The organism is Micromonospora sp. NPDC049374 (assembly GCF_040677165.1).
GTDB lineage: Bacteria > Actinomycetota > Actinomycetes > Mycobacteriales > Micromonosporaceae > Micromonospora.
Genome location: NZ_JBFAQH010000014.1, coordinates 110,331 through 125,134, shown reverse-complemented (window position 1 = coordinate 125,134; position 14,804 = coordinate 110,331). Strand labels below are relative to the sequence as shown.

Below are 14,804 nucleotides of genomic sequence, written 5' to 3'. Positions count from 1 at the left end.
TCGGCGCGGGTAGCGTGAGGCGATGGAGGGCGCAGGGCCTCGACGTGGCGCTGACCAGAACGTCGTGCGCGAGGTGAACAGATCGCTCGTGCTTGCTGCCCTCAGAGCGGGCGGACGGATCTCGAGAGCCGGCATCGCGCGGGTCACGACGTTGGCCAAGCCGACCGTTTCCGCGATCATCGACGAGCTGATCGCCGACGGTCTGGTCCGGGAGGTCGGCCGAGGGGCCACCGCGGTCGGTGGCGGCCGCCCACCGATCCTGCTGGAGTTCAACGCCGCCTCGCACCTCGTCGTCGGCGCGCACATCGGCGCCCGGCGTACCACGGTGGCGGTAAGCGACGCCGACGGGCACGAGCTGGGGCGCAGTGAGTTCGACACTCCGACCGGCGAGCCCGAGACGGTGCTGGGAGAGGTTGCGGCGCAGGCGACGCGCGTCGTCGGGGCGGCGGTTCCGGACGGGCGGATCGCCGCCGTCGGTGTGGTGCTGCCCGGGCTCACCGACTTCCACCGCGGTGTCTGCCTGCTGGCGCCGAACCTCGGGTGGCGCGACGTACCCGTCGGCGAGGTGTTGACCGCCGCGCTCGATGTGCCGGTCTACCTGCACAACGCCGGTCAGGCGGCGGCGGTCGCGGAGCATCTCGAAGGCGTCGGCGGCAAGGTCGGGGACCTGGCGTTGCTGTACGTGGGTACCGGCCTGTCGGCGGCGGTGCTCTGCGCCGGACAGGTGCTCCACGGTACCGGCGGCACGGCCGGCGAGATCGGACACTGCCGGATGCCGGGCGGTACCGTGCCGTGCAACTGCGGCAACGTGGGTTGCCTGGAGACGGTGGCGTCCGGGCCGGCGCTGGTCCGGCTCGCGCGGGAGACGATCGCGGCCGGCCGGGTGTCGGTGCTGGACGACGGCTTCGACGTGCGGGACGTGGCCGCCGCCGCACGCTGCGGTGACGCCGTGGCGACCGAGGCGGTGACGGAGGTGGGTCGAAATCTGGGTCTGGCCGCATCGTGGGTCATCAACGCCTACAACCCGGCGATCCTGGTTCTCGGCGGTGGCCTCGCCGCGATCTCCGATCTGCTGCTGCCCCACCTGCGGGCGATGGCGACGGAGTGCGCGCTCGGTCCGGCTCGGCGTGCTGTGGAGATCCAGGTTTCCACCCTCGGCCGTGACGCGGAGGTACGCGGTGCGGTGCTGCTCGCGTTGCAGCACTCCGCGACGTACGACCGGGTGGTGCTCCGGTCCTGAACTCGCGGACCGGCATCGCCCGACCACTTTGGAAGGTCATTGAACTAACTGGTTCGTGCCCGTAGAGTCGGCCGCGACAGCATCGCTCGAGTGCCTCGACCCACCGGCACCGGACCCCTGTGGAGCGTGCGATGACACTTGTTGCCGGCGTCGACTCGTCCACCCAGTCGACCAAGGTCGTGGTGTGCGACGCGGACACCGGCGAGGTGCTCCGCGAGGGTCGTGCCCCGCACCCCGACGGGACCGAGGTCGACCCGCACCTGTGGTGGGCCGCCTTCGAGCGGGCCAGCGCCGGGCTGCTGGACGGCGTGGCCGCGATCGGCGTCGGCGGGCAGCAGCAGGGCATGATCTGCCTCGACGAGGCTGGCGAGGTGGTGCGCCCCGCGCTGCTGTGGAACGACACCCGCTCGGCGCGCGCCGCGGTCGACCTCACCGGCGAATTCGGAGGTCCGCAGGCGTGGGCCGACGCGGTCGGGCTGGTGCCGGTGGCCAGCTTCACGGTCACCAAACTGCGCTGGTTCGCCCGCACCGAGCCGGAACTCGCGGCCCGGACCAGCACGGTGCTGCTGCCGCACGACTGGCTCACCCACCGGCTGCGCGCGGGCGGGGGAGAGCCGACGACCGATCGCGGCGAGGCCTCCGGCACCGGGTACTGGTCACCGGCGACCGGAGAGTACCGGCGGGACCTGGTGACGCTCGCCTTCGGCCGGGACGTGGCGCTGCCCCGCGTCGCCGGGCCCGCCGAGACGGTCGGCGAGACCGCCTCCGGTGCGATACTCGCGGCCGGCACCGGCGACACCATGGGCGCGGCACTCGGCGTCGGCCTGCGACCCGGCGACGTGGTGGTGTCGCTGGGCACCTCGGGGTGCGCGTTCGGGGTGAGTGAGGTGCCGACCGCCGACCCGAGCGGGCTGGTGGCGGGTTACGCCGACGCGACAGGTCGGTTCCTGCCGCTGGTGTGCACGCTCAACGCGGCGAGGGTGCTGGTCGCGGTCGCCGACCTGCTGGGCCGGTCGCTGGCCGAACTCGACGAGTTGGCGCTCTCGGCGCCGCCCGGCGCGGACGGGTTGACGCTCCTGCCGTACCTGGACGGGGAGCGCACCCCCAACCTGCCCGACTCCCGCGGTCTGCTCGCCGGGCTGACCCGGGCGAACGCGTCGGCGGCGAACCTGGCGCGGGCCGCGGTGGAGGGCATGCTCGGTGGCCTCGCCGACGCCCTCGACGCCCTCCGTGCCCAGGGCATCCCGGTCGACCGGGTGCTGCTGATCGGCGGCGCGGCCAGGTCACGCGCGGTACGGGCGGTCGCACCGGCACTGTTCGGCGTGCCCGTGTGCGTACCGAGCCCCGGCGAGTACGTCGCGCTCGGCGCGGCACGTCAGGCGGCCTGGGCACTGTCCGGTGCAGCCGATCCGCCGCAGTGGCCGGTCGCGGCCGAGGAGGTGGCCGCCGCCGGCACCCCGGAGGTGTACGAACGCTATGTCGACGTCCGCCAACGGGCACTTCGGCTGCTGACCTGACGGAAAGCGCCCGCTCGTCGAATCGGCGACGCCTTTTCATTCATCACCAACAATGACGACGCCAGCCTCGGTGCGGGCGATCGTACTATACGCGCTGGCTCGATTTGACAATCGTCTCATGGTTCTGGACGGCAGCGGGTGTTAATTTTGCACACTTGCCACGAGGGCTGACCAATCCGCGCACCGAATGTTGACAGCACTCGTGCTCAGAAGCGGGTCGAAACCCCCTGACCAAGTCATTCGTAGGTGGTAGAAGATGCATTGACAGGTTTGGTGGCCGACGCTACTGTTTGCAACTGGGTTGGTACGGCACCACGAGGTGCCGCGGCGGTCGCAGTGTGTCCCGACTTCGGGGAGCGTTTTTGGACATCCGCGAAATGCTGCCACACATCAGCCGACGCCCCTCGCGCAAAATGTTGTCGCGACGGATTCAACTCACCTTTTCGGTCGGGCAGGGTCGGCGCTGACGCTGCTATTGGACACCACGGCGAGCTGCTTCAGGGTGCCCTCCATGACGGCTCGGTGAGCCTCGTCATGGCTTGGTCGCGATGCCCGTCGGTGTCTTCCGGGTCATGACACATGCCGGCATCACCCGTACCGAAGTGTTGCGTGCGGAGCTGGCCAAGACGGAAGGATGGGGATGAGATCCTCAGTGTTGGAGGAGATCACCGCGGGAGTCGAACAGCCGCAGATCGTCCGACTGGGGCCCAACCTCTTCGGCGTCGTGTTCGCCTTGATGAAGATGATCCCGGCACGCTACATCCTGCGGCAGGCTGTCGCGCGCGGCGACATCGGTCCCGACACGCTCATCGTGGAGACCACCTCGGGCACGTTCGGACTCGCCCTCGCCATGCAGGCCGCGCTGCTGCGCCGACGCCTGATCCTGGTCAGCGACCCGGTGATCGATGACGAACTCCACCGGCGGCTGACCGACCTCGGCGCAACGGTGGAGATCGTCCGGCACATGGCGGCAAGCGGCGGCTACCAGGGATCGCGACTGGAACGGCTCGCCGAGATCCGCGCCGAACACGACGACTCGTTCTGCCCCGAGCAGTATGCGAACCCGGACAATCCCCGCTCCTACCGCCTGGTGGCCGAGTTGCTCACCGAGGCCCTGCCTCAGGTCGACATGCTGATCGGACCAGTCGGGTCGGGCGGATCCATGTGCGGCACCGCGTCCTTTCTCCGATCGGTCAATCCCGACCTGCGGCTGATCGGCGTCGACACACACCGCAGTGTGCTCTTCGGCCAGCCCGACGGAGCGCGATCCCTGCGCGGTCTGGGAAACAGTCTGATCCCGTCCAACCTCGACCACACCGCGTTCGACCAGGTGCACTGGTGCAGCGCTGGTCAGGCATACCGGGCCACCCGGAAACTGCACCGCGAGCACGCCGTCTTCCAGGGGCCGACCAGCGGTGCCGCCTTTCTCGTGGCCGAGCGTACGGCGATGACGAACCCCGACGCGGTGACCGTGGTCATGCTGCCCGACCAGGGCTACCGCTACCAGTCCACCGTCTACGACGACCGGTGGCTGGCCGAGCAGGGGCACTCGACCGACCCGAGCGGGGACCGGCCGGTGGAGACGAACCACCCCCGTGCCGAGCACGCGGAGTGGTCCTGGTTCAACTGGGGACGACGGAGCCTGCGCGAGGTCCTCGAACACCACGGCACCAGCAGCGTGGCGGCGCGATGAGCGACACCGGCCGGATCAAGGAGCCGATCGGCCTGCGGACGCAGCGGCAGATCTACGGTGAGCCGACGCCGGCCGAGATCGCCGAGGAACTCGACCGCACCACGCTGGTGGATCTGGCTCACGTGGTCATGCTCCGCGAGCGGCGGCTGATCGAGCCCGAGGCGGCGGTCGCGCTGGCGACGCTTATCGAGCAGCTACGCGACAGCCGGTTCGCCGCCCTCGCCGACGCCCGCATGCCGCGCGGGCTGTATCTGGCCTACGAGCAGTACCTCACCGCGGAACTCGGCGAGGACGTCGGCGGCGTACTGCACACCGGACGGTCCCGCAACGACATGAAGGCCACGGTCACCCTCACCCGGTTGCGCGAGTGGCTGCTGACCTTCCTGCAGGAGACGACGAGGCTCGTCGCGGTGCTGCTGAGCCGGGGCCGCGAGTACCGCGACGTCGTGATGCCGGTGCACACCCACTACCAGGCGGCAATGCCGATCACCTACGGCTACTACCTCACCGGCGTCGCGGCCGGGCTGACCCGGGAGATCGAGTCGGCCTGGGACTCGGCCAGGGGACTACGGCGCTGCCCGATGGGCGCCGGTGCGGTCGCCGGAAGCGACCTGCCGATCGATCCGGCGCGGGTCGCCGCGCTGCTGGGATTCGAGGAACCACCGGTGCACGCCCTGGACGCCATCGCCAGCCGGGACGTGTCGCTGCGGCTGCTGGCGGACGCCACCGGCGTGGCCGTCGTGCTCAGCCGGCTCGGCACCGACCTGCAGCTGTGGAGTACCGAGGAGTTCGGCTTCATTCAGTTTCCCGACCGCCTCGTCGGTGGCAGCTCGGCGATGCCCCAGAAACGCAACGCCTTTCTGCTGGAACACGTCACGGCCGCCGTGGGGAGAGTGAGTTCGTCCTGGGTGGGCGCGGTCACCGCGATGAAGGGCGCACCCTTCACCAACTCCATCGAGGTCGGCACCGAGGCGGTCGGACTCGCCTGGCCGGGTCTGCGAGCCGCCACCGACGTCGTACAGCTGGGTCAGGTCCTCGTCAGCGGCGCCCGACCACGTCCCGCCCGGATGCGACAGCGGGCGGTGGAGGGGATCACCACGGCCACGGCGGTGGCCAACCGACTGGTCCACGACGGCATGCCCTTCCGGACCGCGCACCACACCGTCGGCGCGGCCATCCGGGAGCTGCTGGCCGACGCCGATGGCGAGCCGATCGGCTCCGACTGGGTGGCGCGGCGGTTCCCGGCCGCCGCCAAGGTCGCCGACCCGGCGGTCGCGGTGAGCCTCACCGACGCCGGCGGTGGCCCCGGTGACTGGCAGCGCGGATTCGACGACGTGTACGGCAGGTTGCGGGTCCTGCGCGACGGGACTCTGCGGGAATTGACGCGGCTGACCGCCGCGCGCGCCGAACTGGCCAGCGCCGTTGGTGCGCTGCGGTCCGGCCGGACCGTACCCGACCGGCAGAAGGAGGATCGGTGGACACCTCGGCGGTGATGGTGTTCGTGGAGAGCAACACCACGGGGACCGGACGGCTCTACTGCCGCGCGGCGCGGCACCGGGGTCTACGTCCGGTGATGCTCGCCCGCGATCCGTCCCGGTACCCGTACCTGCACCAGGACGGGATTCAGTCGCTCGTGCTCGACACCGGCGACGTCGAGGCGGTCGCGGGCGCCTGTCAGCAGCTGGGGTCGGTCGCGGGCGTCACCTCCAGCTCCGAGTACTTCGTCCCGGTGGCCGCCGGGGCGGCACTGCGGCTGGGTCTCACCGGCCCCGATCCCGTCGCCGTCGAGCGGGCCCGGGACAAGGGGCGGCAACGGGAGGCGCTGCTGGCGGCGGGCGTACCCGTGCCCGACTTCCGCGTGATCCGTACTCCGGCCGAGGCGAAGGTGGTCGCGGCCGAACTCGGCTGTCCCGTGGTGGTGAAGCCGGTGCGGGGCTCGGGCTCGGTGGGGGTGCGGCTGTGCCGTACCGACCGCGAGGCCGTCGAACACGCGACCCGGTTGTTCGCCACCAGGGTCAACGAGCGGGGTCTGCCGGTCGAGCCGAGAGTCCTGGTCGAGCGCTTTGTCAGCGGTCCCGAGTTCTCCGCGGAGTTCTTCGACGGTGAGCCGGTGGGCCTGACCGCCAAACACCTCGGCCCGCCGCCACACTTCGTCGAGACCGGTCACGACTTCCCCGCGGAACTGGAGCCGGCGGCGGCTGCCGCGCTGACCGGGTGCACCCGCGCCGCGCTACAGGCGCTCGGTCTCACCTGGGGCGCGACGCACACCGAGCTTCGGCTGAGCCCCGACGGCCCGATGATCATCGAGGTGAACCCACGCCTCGCCGGCGGTCTGATCCCTGAGCTGGTGCGCGCGGCCCTCGGCATCGACCTGGTGGACTGCGTCATCGCGCGGGCAAGCGGCGACCTGCCCAAACTGCGTCCGCTGCGCCACGGGCACGCCGCGATCCGATTCCTGATCGCGCCGGCAAGCGGGGAGATAGCCGAGATCGACGGGGTCGAGCCGGCAGGACGGGCCGCCGCGGTCCGCGCGATCAACATCGGCGTGACGGTCGGGGATCGCGTCACGGTGACCGGGGCGTTCACCGACCGGATCGGCTCGGTCATCACCGCTGCCGACACCGGCCCCGAGGCCGCCCGCCAAGCCGACACGGCGCTGAGTCAACTGACCGTACGGCTCGCCGAACAGTCCGAGGACTGAGTGACCGCGGCCCGGTCCGCCGACGCCCCACGCACCGACGGGACCGGTCTGGGTGGGCGGTACCCTGCGGCTACCGGGGCGGACCCGGCCCGGCCGGAGAGGATCGCGCAGCTCGTGGATGACATCGTTTCGCTGGTCCGGCCAGAGATCTACGCGATGCGGCCCTACAGTTCGGCGCGCGTCGAGGCCGAGCAGGCCACCCGGATCCACCTCGACGCGAACGAGAACCCCTATCCGCCGTACCCGGGCGGGGCCGAGCAGGAGGGCCTCAACCGGTACCCGGAACCGCAACCGCCGTCGCTGCTGGGCCGCTTCGCCGAGATCTACGGACTGCCGGTGGAACAGCTCTTCCTGTCGCGCGGCGCGGACGAGTCCATCGACCTGCTGGTCCGCGCGTTCTGTGCGGCCGGTCGGGACGGCATCCTGATCACACCGCCGACCTTCGTCATGTACGAGACGGCCGCGGCCATCCAGGGCGCTGCGGTGTGCCGGGTGCCCCTGGTGTCCGGGTCGTACCAGCTCGATGCCGACGCGATGCTGGCCGCCTGCGACGCCGACCCGGGGATCAAGCTCGTCTTCGTCTGCTCACCGAACAACCCGACCGCCAACCTGATGGACCGGGCAGCGGTACTGCGGCTCGCCGAGCGGCTGCGCGGCCGGGCGATGGTGGTCGTCGACGAGCTCTACCTCGACTACTCGGGACAGCCGTCACTCGCGGGCGACATCGCCGAGCATCCCAGTCTCGTCGTCGTGCGCTCGCTGTCCAAGGAGTACAGCCTCGCCGGTGAGCGCTGCGGCATCACACTCGCCCATCCGGAGGTCATCGGAGTACTGCGCCGCATCATGCCGCCATACCCCCTCACCGTCACGGCGATCCGCGCGATCGGCGCGGCGATCTCACCCGCGGGCATCGCCCACGGCCGGCGCAACATCGAACGCATCCTCGCCGAGCGGGATCGCGTGCGCAACGCCCTGACGCAGCTGTCGGCCGTGATCGAGGTGTTTCCGTCGGACGCGAATTTCCTGCTGCTGCGGACCGAGGAGCCGCAGCGGCTGTGCGCCGCCCTGGCCGCGCAGGGCATCAGGCTGCGGGACCGCAGCAGCGTGATCGACGGCGGCGTCCGGCTGTCGATCGGCACCCCCGAGGAGAACGACGACCTGCTCCGGGCCCTCAAGCTGCACGGCTGAGGGCCCGGAGCAGGTCGACCCGGGCTCCGGCTGCCCGCACCGGACCCGGAGATCGGGCCGGTAGCGGCGAGGGCGGGACCGTCGTGGCGGCGGCCACGCCCTCACCGGCCGGGCTCAGGCCGCGGTGGGTTGCCGCAACGCCTGCCAGGCGCCGAAGCCGCCGAGCAGGTCGGAGACGTCGGTACGGCCGGCCTCCCGCAACAGGCTGGCCGCGACCGAGGAGCGGTAGCCCCCGGCGCAGTGCACGACGACGGGCCGGTCGTCGGGCACCTCGTCGAGTCGCCGGGGCAGTTCGGCCAGCGGGATGTGCAGCGACCCGTCGATGGTGCCCTGCTCGCGCTCGCCGGCGTTGCGCACGTCGAGTACGCGCGGCGGCTCGGCCCGGTCGAGGGCGTCGCGCAGCTCGGTGGCGGTGACCCGGCTGGCCGGGGTCAGCTCGGCGACCATCTCGCGGAACGCGTGCTCGGGGTCGCGTAGGTAACCGGCGACATGGTCGAAGCCGATCCGGGCGAGGCGGGTCACGATCTCCTCCTCGCGGTCCTGGTGGGCGACGACGAGGATGGTGCGCTCCGGTGCCACGACGCTACCGGCGGTCTCGGCGAAGCGGCCGTCGGCGGGGATGTTGATCGCGCCACGGAGGTACCCGGCGGCGTACTCGTGCGGGTCGCGGGTGTCGACGACGATGGCGCCGTCGGCCCGGGCGGCGAGGAACTCGGCGGGGGTGAGCGGCCGGGCGGCGCGGGCGTGGTCGAACAGCTCGCGGGCCTTGCGGTTGAGCACCGCGTCGAAGGCGAAGTACCCCGGTGCCGCCGGCTGACCGCCGGTGACCAGCGCGACGAACTGTTCCTCGCTCATCGGCGCGCAGGCGTAGTTGGTGCGGCGCTGCTCGCCGATGGTGGACTGCCGTTCGGTCGACAGGTTCTTGCCGCAGGCCGAGCCCGCGCCGTGGGCCGGGAAGACCCGCACCTGGTCGGGCAGGTTCATGAGCTTGTGGTGCACGCTGTGGTAGAGCATGCTGCCCAGCTCGTCGGCGGTGACGCCGAGCGAGGCGAGCAGGTCGGGCCGGCCCACGTCACCGATGAACAGCGCGTCACCGGTCAGCACTCCGTACGGGACGGTGTCGTCGGCGTGTTCGTACACCAGCACGCTGATCGACTCCGGGGTGTGGCCGGGTGTTTCCAGGATCTGCAGGGTCACCTCGCCGAGGCTGATCCGGTCGCCGTCGGTCAGCTTGCGGATCGGGTACTCGGTCTCGGCGCGTCGGCCGTACCCGATCCAGGCGCCGGTCGCCGCCGCCACCTCCAGATGGCCGGCGAGAAAGTCGGCGTGGAAATGGGTGTTGATCACTCCCTCGATGGTGAGCCCCCGGGACCGGGAGTCGGTGAGGTACTCCTCGACGTCGCGGCGCGGGTCGACCAGGACCGCCCGGCCGGTGGTGTCGTCGGCGATCAGGTACGACGCCTGGGAGAGGCAGTCCAGGTAGTACTGGGTGAACAGCACGGTCAAACTCCTTCACAACGAGCACGGTTGATGGGTTCTCTTCCTGTATACCCCCGGGGGTATGCAGTGGGCAAAGTGCTACGGTCCGGTCTCCGGCGGGGTCACCTCCGCCACGAGTTCGGGTGCCCAACACTGGTGGCCGCAGCGACCCGCGTGCACGGCGAGGATGCGGGTGCCCGGCAGCCGGGCGGCCAACCGGGACAGGCCGGCACGCAGTTGGCGATGATGCTCGGCCACGCTGACTGGGTTCCCCGCGCAGTCGGAGTGCGCGGCGACGACAAGCGTCGCGCTGCCGTGGGCGCGCTGGGAGACCCGCACCTTGTCGAGCAGGGCGTCCAGTCTGGCCTCACCCGTGGTGGCCAGCACCGCCTCCGGTCCGGGCTCGGTGATGGTGTCGAGGTACTCGACGTCGAGATGTTGTCGCACCCACTCGTCGAGGGGGCGCTGGATGCGGCCGTCGATGCAGCTCAGCAACGTGGCGAACCGGTCGGGCACGGCTAGAACACCTCCTGTGGTGACGGCGGCCGTACGGGTGTGCCGGGCACCGGCTGCGTCACCCCGCCGCCGGTGGCCGTCAGCGCTGCGGTCAGGTCAGGGTGCACCTGACCGGCGCCATGCACCGTCTGCCACACGCCGGCCCGCCCGAGCAGGTCACGCACCGGCCCACGGACCGTTGCCAGGTGCAGCGCCACGCCCCGGGACGCGAGACGTTGGTGCAGCTCGGCGACGGCGTGGGCACCGTCGACATCGGTGTCGCTGATCGCGCTCGCGTCGAGCACCAGTGACGTCAGTTCCGGCCGTTGCTCGGCCAGGCTGAGCAGCCGGTCCTCCAGGAACTGGGCGTTGGCGAAGTACAGCGGCCCGTCCACCCGGACGATCGCGACCCGGGGGTCGGTGACCAGGCCCGCGTAGCGCGCCACGTTGCGGTACGTCTGCGTGCCCGGCACCCGGCCGAGTTCGGCCAGATGCGGCCGGGCCGAACGCCACAGGAAGACCGCCAGGGCGAACGCCACGCCGGCGGCGAGACCGGGTTCGACCCCGAACAGCAGGGTGACCACGAAGGTGAGCGCGAGGGTCAGGCCGTCCGAGCGGCGGGTCCGCCACGCGGTCACCGCCGACCGGCGGTCGACCAGCCCGAGCACCGCGACCACCACGATGGCGGCGAGCACCGCCTTGGGCAGGTGGTGGAAGGCCGGCGTCAGGAACACCGCGGTCAGGGCCACCATCAGGGCGGTGACCACACTGGCCAGCGGGGTACGTGCCCCGGCGGAGAAGTTCACCGCGCTGCGGGAGAAACCGCCGGCCACCGGGAACGCCTGGAACAGGCCGGCCGCGACGTTTGCCGAGCCGACCGCCGCGAGTTCCTGGTTGGGGCTGATCTGCTGGCGGCTCCGCGCCGCGAGGGACTTGGCCACGGCGATGCCCTCCATGTAGGCGACAAGTGCGATCGCCACGGCGGCGGGCAGCAATGCCGTCACGTCCGAGCCGCCCAGGGCGGGGACGGCCGGGGCGGGCAGCCCGCCGGGGACCTCGGTGAGGATCCGTACGCCGTGCGTGCCGAGGGCGAATGCGGCGCTGGCCACGGTGACGCCCGCCACCACGAGCAGGGCGCCGGGCAGTTTCGGCAGGTAGCGGCGCAGCAGCAGCAGACCGGCGACGCTGGTCAGCGAGACGAGGACCGTCAGCGGGTGGACGGTGGTGGCCGAACGCCAGAGCGACGCGGCGATCTCCGGAAAGGTCTCCGCGCGCCCGGCGTCGAGTCCGAGCAGGTCCTTCACCTGGCTGGCCGCGATCACGATCGCGGCGGCGGAGGTGAACCCGGACAGCACCGAGTGGGACATGAAGTTGACCAGGGCACCGAGCCGGAGCACACCCATCAGCACCTGGATCGCGCCGACCAGCAGGGCGAGCAGGCCGGCGAGGGCGGCGTAACGGGCGGGGTCGCTGCCGGCGAGAGGAGCCAGTGCGGTGCCGGTCATCAACGCGGTGATGGCCACCGGCCCGACGGCCAGCGATCCGGAACTGCCCAGCAGCGCGTAGACCAGCAACGGCACGATCGAGGCGTAGAGGCCGGTGACCGGGGGCATACCGGCCAGCGCGGCATAGGCCATGCTCTGCGGCACCAGCATGACCGCCACGGTCAGACCGGCGATCAGGTCGTGGCGCAGGGTGTGGCGGTCGTAGTGGCGCAACCATCCGAGCAGGGGCACCACCCGGGCCACGCCGGAGCGGTCCTGCCGGACGTCCGTACCGTTCACGCCTGTTGCCGTTCGTTGCGCAGCCGCGCCAGGGACCGGTCGACGTCGCAACCGGCGCCGCGGTTGTAGGGCAGCCGGGACAGCATCGCGCCCATCGCGCAGGTGTCGGTCAGGGCGGCGAAGGTCAGGCCGGCGCCGATGAAGCCGGCCACGAATCGGGCGGCGGGCACCCAGACACTGGCGATGACGGCGAGCAGCACGACCCCGCCGGCGACGAGGCGGACCTGGCGTTCCAGACTCCACCGCTGCCGGCCGCGCTCGACCGCCCCACCCGCGGCGACCCAGGCGTTCATGCCGCCGGTGATGACGGTGGCGTCGGTCAGACCGGCGTCGGCCAGTCGGGTGCAGGCCGTCGTGGCCCGGTTGCCGGACTGGCACATCAGCAGGATCCGGCCGCCCGCGTCGTTGACGATCCGACCCAGGTGCGCGTCGACCTGGTCGAGCGGCAGGTTGATCGAGGCGGGGACGTGCGCGGTCTCGAACTCGCCCGGGGTACGCACGTCGACGATCAGCACGTCGGGGTTGTTGGCGATCAGGGCTCGTGCGGTGGGCACGTCGATGGTCGGGGAACTGCTCCTGGCGGTCACGGGACACTCCATCCTCAGGCTCGGCTACATACCCCTGGGGGTATCTTGCCTCGAGTATTGACCAAGAATCGGTGAACCGCAAATGACCCCCGGGTCGCTCGTGGTCAGCCGGCGGGAAATACCCCCCGGTGTACTGTTGTTCGACGACGTGGGAAGGGGTGGGGAATGCAGGTCGACGAGGATGCGGTCGGTGACGTGGTCAAGCGACTTCGCCGTGCCGAGGGTCAGATTCGCGGCGTCATCGGCATGCTCGAAGACGGCCGGGACTGCGCCGAGGTGGTGACCCAGCTCGCGGCGGTCTCGCGGGCGCTGGACCGCGCCGGCTTCAAGATCATCGCGAGCGGTCTGGAACAGTGCGTCAGCGGCTCCGCCGGGGAGGACCGCAAGGCCAACCTCGAACAGATGGAGAAGCTCTTCCTGTCGCTGGCCTGAGTTCCGCCGTCGAGCCACCGCGCCCGATGGCCTCAGATCCGCGCGAGGATCCAGCCGGCGAGGGTGTCCAGGTAGCCGTCGGCGAAGGTGCCGTCGGCACGGAGCAGCCGATGATCGGCACCCGGGAAGACCTGCACGGTAAGCGTCGCCCGGGGATCCCGGTCGGTGCGGCAGGCCGCGCCGCCGAACAGGTGGACGCTCTCCGCGACCGGCACGATCTGGTCGGCGCCGCCGAACGTGGCCAGGTGTGGGCAGCGCAGCCGCACCTGGTCGGGGACCGGGTCGTGGTCCTGCTTGCGCTTCATGAACTCCCACAGCCGCTCGTCCACGTCATGCCAGTACGCGGGCAGGCCGGCGGGCATCTCGGTGCGTACGATCCGGGTCGCCTCGGCGAAGCTGGCGCCGCGCCGACCGGCCGCCACGAGCCGGTCGTGCAGCGCCAATACCCGGTCGATGTCCGCCTCCACCACCTGACCGACCTGCCGCAGCAGGTTGACCAGCGCGTAGCGGTCCTGCACGGCCGGGGACATCCCCGGGCAGCCACTCGTGACCACGAACGCGACATCGGTCACCAGCGCTGCGGCGGCCCGTAGCCCGACCCACCCGCCCTCGCTGTGGCCGACAATGCCCACGGCCCGCCCCTCGATCGCGGGCTGGGCCCGCAGGAAGCGGACGGCCGCGTCCGCGTCGGCCGCCAGGTCGTCCAGGGACGAAGCGATCCAGTCGCCGGACGAGGCGCCGACACCGCGCTTGTCGTACGACAGCACCGCGATGCCGGCCTCGAGCAGATGCTGACGGATCGGTGGGAACAGCACGTCGTTGTGGCGATCGGCCGGCCCGGAGCCGCCGATCATGACGACACCGGGCCGCCGGCCGGGGTGATCGGGCACGCTCAGGGTGCCCGCCAGCCGGACGTCACCGTGGTGGAACGTCACCTCACAGGTTCCGGTGCCAACGCCCATGGGACGCAGTGTGCTGGGAGCCGTCAATGCCGGCCCGCCCCCCGCCGCAGGCCCCGCAGTCGACCGTAAGGAACGTCGCTCGCTGCGTCAGCGGAAGCCAGCCAGCAGGAATGCCGCGAAGCCAGCCAGCGCCAGTGGCAACGCCACGGCGAGGGCCAGCGCGCGTTGCCGGTTCGTCCGCCCGGCCAGGGCGAGCACCAGCAGGCCGAGCGCGATCCTGATCAGGGCGTCCCAGATCGGGTCGTCGCCGTAGTTCGGGTGGCCGATCCGGCGGATCTCCAGTCCCGCCTCGGCGAACAGCACCGCGGCCGGCAGCGCCGGCCCGACGATCTGTTGCCAGCCGGGCCGGTGTGCCCACACTCCCGCGACGCCGAAGAGCACTCCGGCGAGGACACCGAAGCACATCCAGAGCAGGGACGTCGGTGCCCACAGCACGGCCCAGTCGTCGCCCTGCACCAGGGCCGCCGTGGCGTAGTAGCCGGGCACCGCGACCACGAGCGCGACGGCGGCGCCCACCGCCGCGCGCAGCCGGCCCGACCGGACCCAGAGGCCGAAGAAGAACGCGGCGACCGCCCACACCGCGCTGGAGTTGCCCAGGTCACCGACGGGATACGGCACGTATTTGATCCAGATGAAGTCGAGGCAGCCGAGCAGCAGACCGCCCAGTACCGCCGCGAGCGCCACCTGCCGGTTGTCGGGTTCAGGCCGCATGCCGGGGGAGCATAC

13 protein-coding genes are annotated in these 14,804 nt (G+C 71.4%); 7 read left to right on the top strand and 6 right to left on the bottom strand.

All coding sequences use genetic code 11. The features are described 5' to 3' along the window. Nucleotides 1-22: 22 nt before the first annotated feature. The 6 genes from AB0J93_RS22610 to hisC all read left to right on the top strand — a co-directional run bounded on the left by AB0J93_RS22610 (nucleotide 23) and on the right by hisC (nucleotide 8,339). Nucleotides 23-1,240, top strand: coding sequence for an ROK family transcriptional regulator (locus AB0J93_RS22610; RefSeq protein ID WP_363924307.1), 1,218 nt, complete (start codon nucleotides 23-25; stop codon nucleotides 1,238-1,240). Between the two features lie 131 nt (nucleotides 1,241-1,371). Next, a complete protein-coding gene (gene xylB / locus AB0J93_RS22605; RefSeq protein WP_363924306.1) occupies nucleotides 1,372-2,757 on the top strand; it encodes a xylulokinase in 1,386 nt (461 codons plus the stop codon). 640 nt (nucleotides 2,758-3,397) lie between these two features. Then, nucleotides 3,398-4,450, top strand: a complete 1,053-nt coding sequence (locus AB0J93_RS22600) for a pyridoxal-phosphate dependent enzyme (protein WP_363924305.1) — start codon at nucleotides 3,398-3,400, stop codon at nucleotides 4,448-4,450. Then, entirely contained in the window at nucleotides 4,447-5,943 is a 1,497-nt protein-coding gene (locus tag AB0J93_RS22595; RefSeq protein WP_363924304.1) for an argininosuccinate lyase, read from the top strand. The genes AB0J93_RS22600 and AB0J93_RS22595 overlap by 4 nt, the downstream gene beginning before the upstream one ends. Next, on the top strand, nucleotides 5,925-7,151 hold the full coding sequence (locus tag AB0J93_RS22590; protein ID WP_363924303.1) for an ATP-grasp domain-containing protein: 1,227 nt from the start codon (nucleotides 5,925-5,927) through the stop codon (nucleotides 7,149-7,151). The genes AB0J93_RS22595 and AB0J93_RS22590 overlap by 19 nt, the downstream gene beginning before the upstream one ends. Nucleotides 7,152-7,265: 114 nt before the next feature. Further along, nucleotides 7,266-8,339, top strand: a complete 1,074-nt coding sequence (hisC, locus tag AB0J93_RS22585; protein ID WP_363924302.1) for a histidinol-phosphate transaminase — start codon at nucleotides 7,266-7,268, stop codon at nucleotides 8,337-8,339. A 114-nt stretch (nucleotides 8,340-8,453) separates the two neighbouring features. On the opposite strand, the gene AB0J93_RS22580 is transcribed toward hisC, so the two are convergent. The 4 genes from AB0J93_RS22580 to AB0J93_RS22565 form a co-directional block, all read right to left on the bottom strand. Then, nucleotides 8,454-9,839, bottom strand: a complete 1,386-nt coding sequence (locus AB0J93_RS22580; protein ID WP_363924301.1) for a rhodanese-like domain-containing protein — start codon at nucleotides 9,837-9,839, stop codon at nucleotides 8,454-8,456. A gap of 78 nt (nucleotides 9,840-9,917) precedes the next feature. Then, complete coding sequence (locus AB0J93_RS22575) at nucleotides 9,918-10,334, bottom strand: carbonic anhydrase (RefSeq protein WP_363924300.1); 417 nt, start codon at nucleotides 10,332-10,334, stop codon at nucleotides 9,918-9,920. Between the two features lie 2 nt (nucleotides 10,335-10,336). Further along, on the bottom strand, nucleotides 10,337-12,097 hold the full coding sequence (gene sulP, locus AB0J93_RS22570) for a sulfate permease (RefSeq protein ID WP_363924299.1): 1,761 nt from the start codon (nucleotides 12,095-12,097) through the stop codon (nucleotides 10,337-10,339). Beyond that, nucleotides 12,094-12,684 (bottom strand): rhodanese-like domain-containing protein, encoded by a 591-nt coding sequence (locus AB0J93_RS22565; protein WP_363924298.1) that lies wholly within the window; start codon nucleotides 12,682-12,684, stop codon nucleotides 12,094-12,096. The genes sulP and AB0J93_RS22565 overlap by 4 nt, the downstream gene beginning before the upstream one ends. A gap of 165 nt (nucleotides 12,685-12,849) precedes the next feature. Between AB0J93_RS22565 and AB0J93_RS22560 the strand changes: the two genes are divergently transcribed. Continuing rightward, nucleotides 12,850-13,116, top strand: a complete 267-nt coding sequence (locus tag AB0J93_RS22560) for a metal-sensitive transcriptional regulator (protein ID WP_099846331.1) — start codon at nucleotides 12,850-12,852, stop codon at nucleotides 13,114-13,116. A gap of 32 nt (nucleotides 13,117-13,148) precedes the next feature. Here the strand turns inward: AB0J93_RS22560 and AB0J93_RS22555 are convergent, their stop codons facing one another. Together AB0J93_RS22555 and AB0J93_RS22550 are read right to left on the bottom strand one after the other, a co-directional pair. Beyond that, nucleotides 13,149-14,078 (bottom strand): alpha/beta hydrolase, encoded by a 930-nt coding sequence (locus AB0J93_RS22555; RefSeq protein ID WP_363924297.1) that lies wholly within the window; start codon nucleotides 14,076-14,078, stop codon nucleotides 13,149-13,151. Between the two features lie 87 nt (nucleotides 14,079-14,165). Further along, a complete protein-coding gene (locus AB0J93_RS22550) occupies nucleotides 14,166-14,789 on the bottom strand; it encodes a DUF6518 family protein (protein WP_363924296.1) in 624 nt (207 codons plus the stop codon). Between the last annotated feature and the right edge of the window lie 15 nt (nucleotides 14,790-14,804).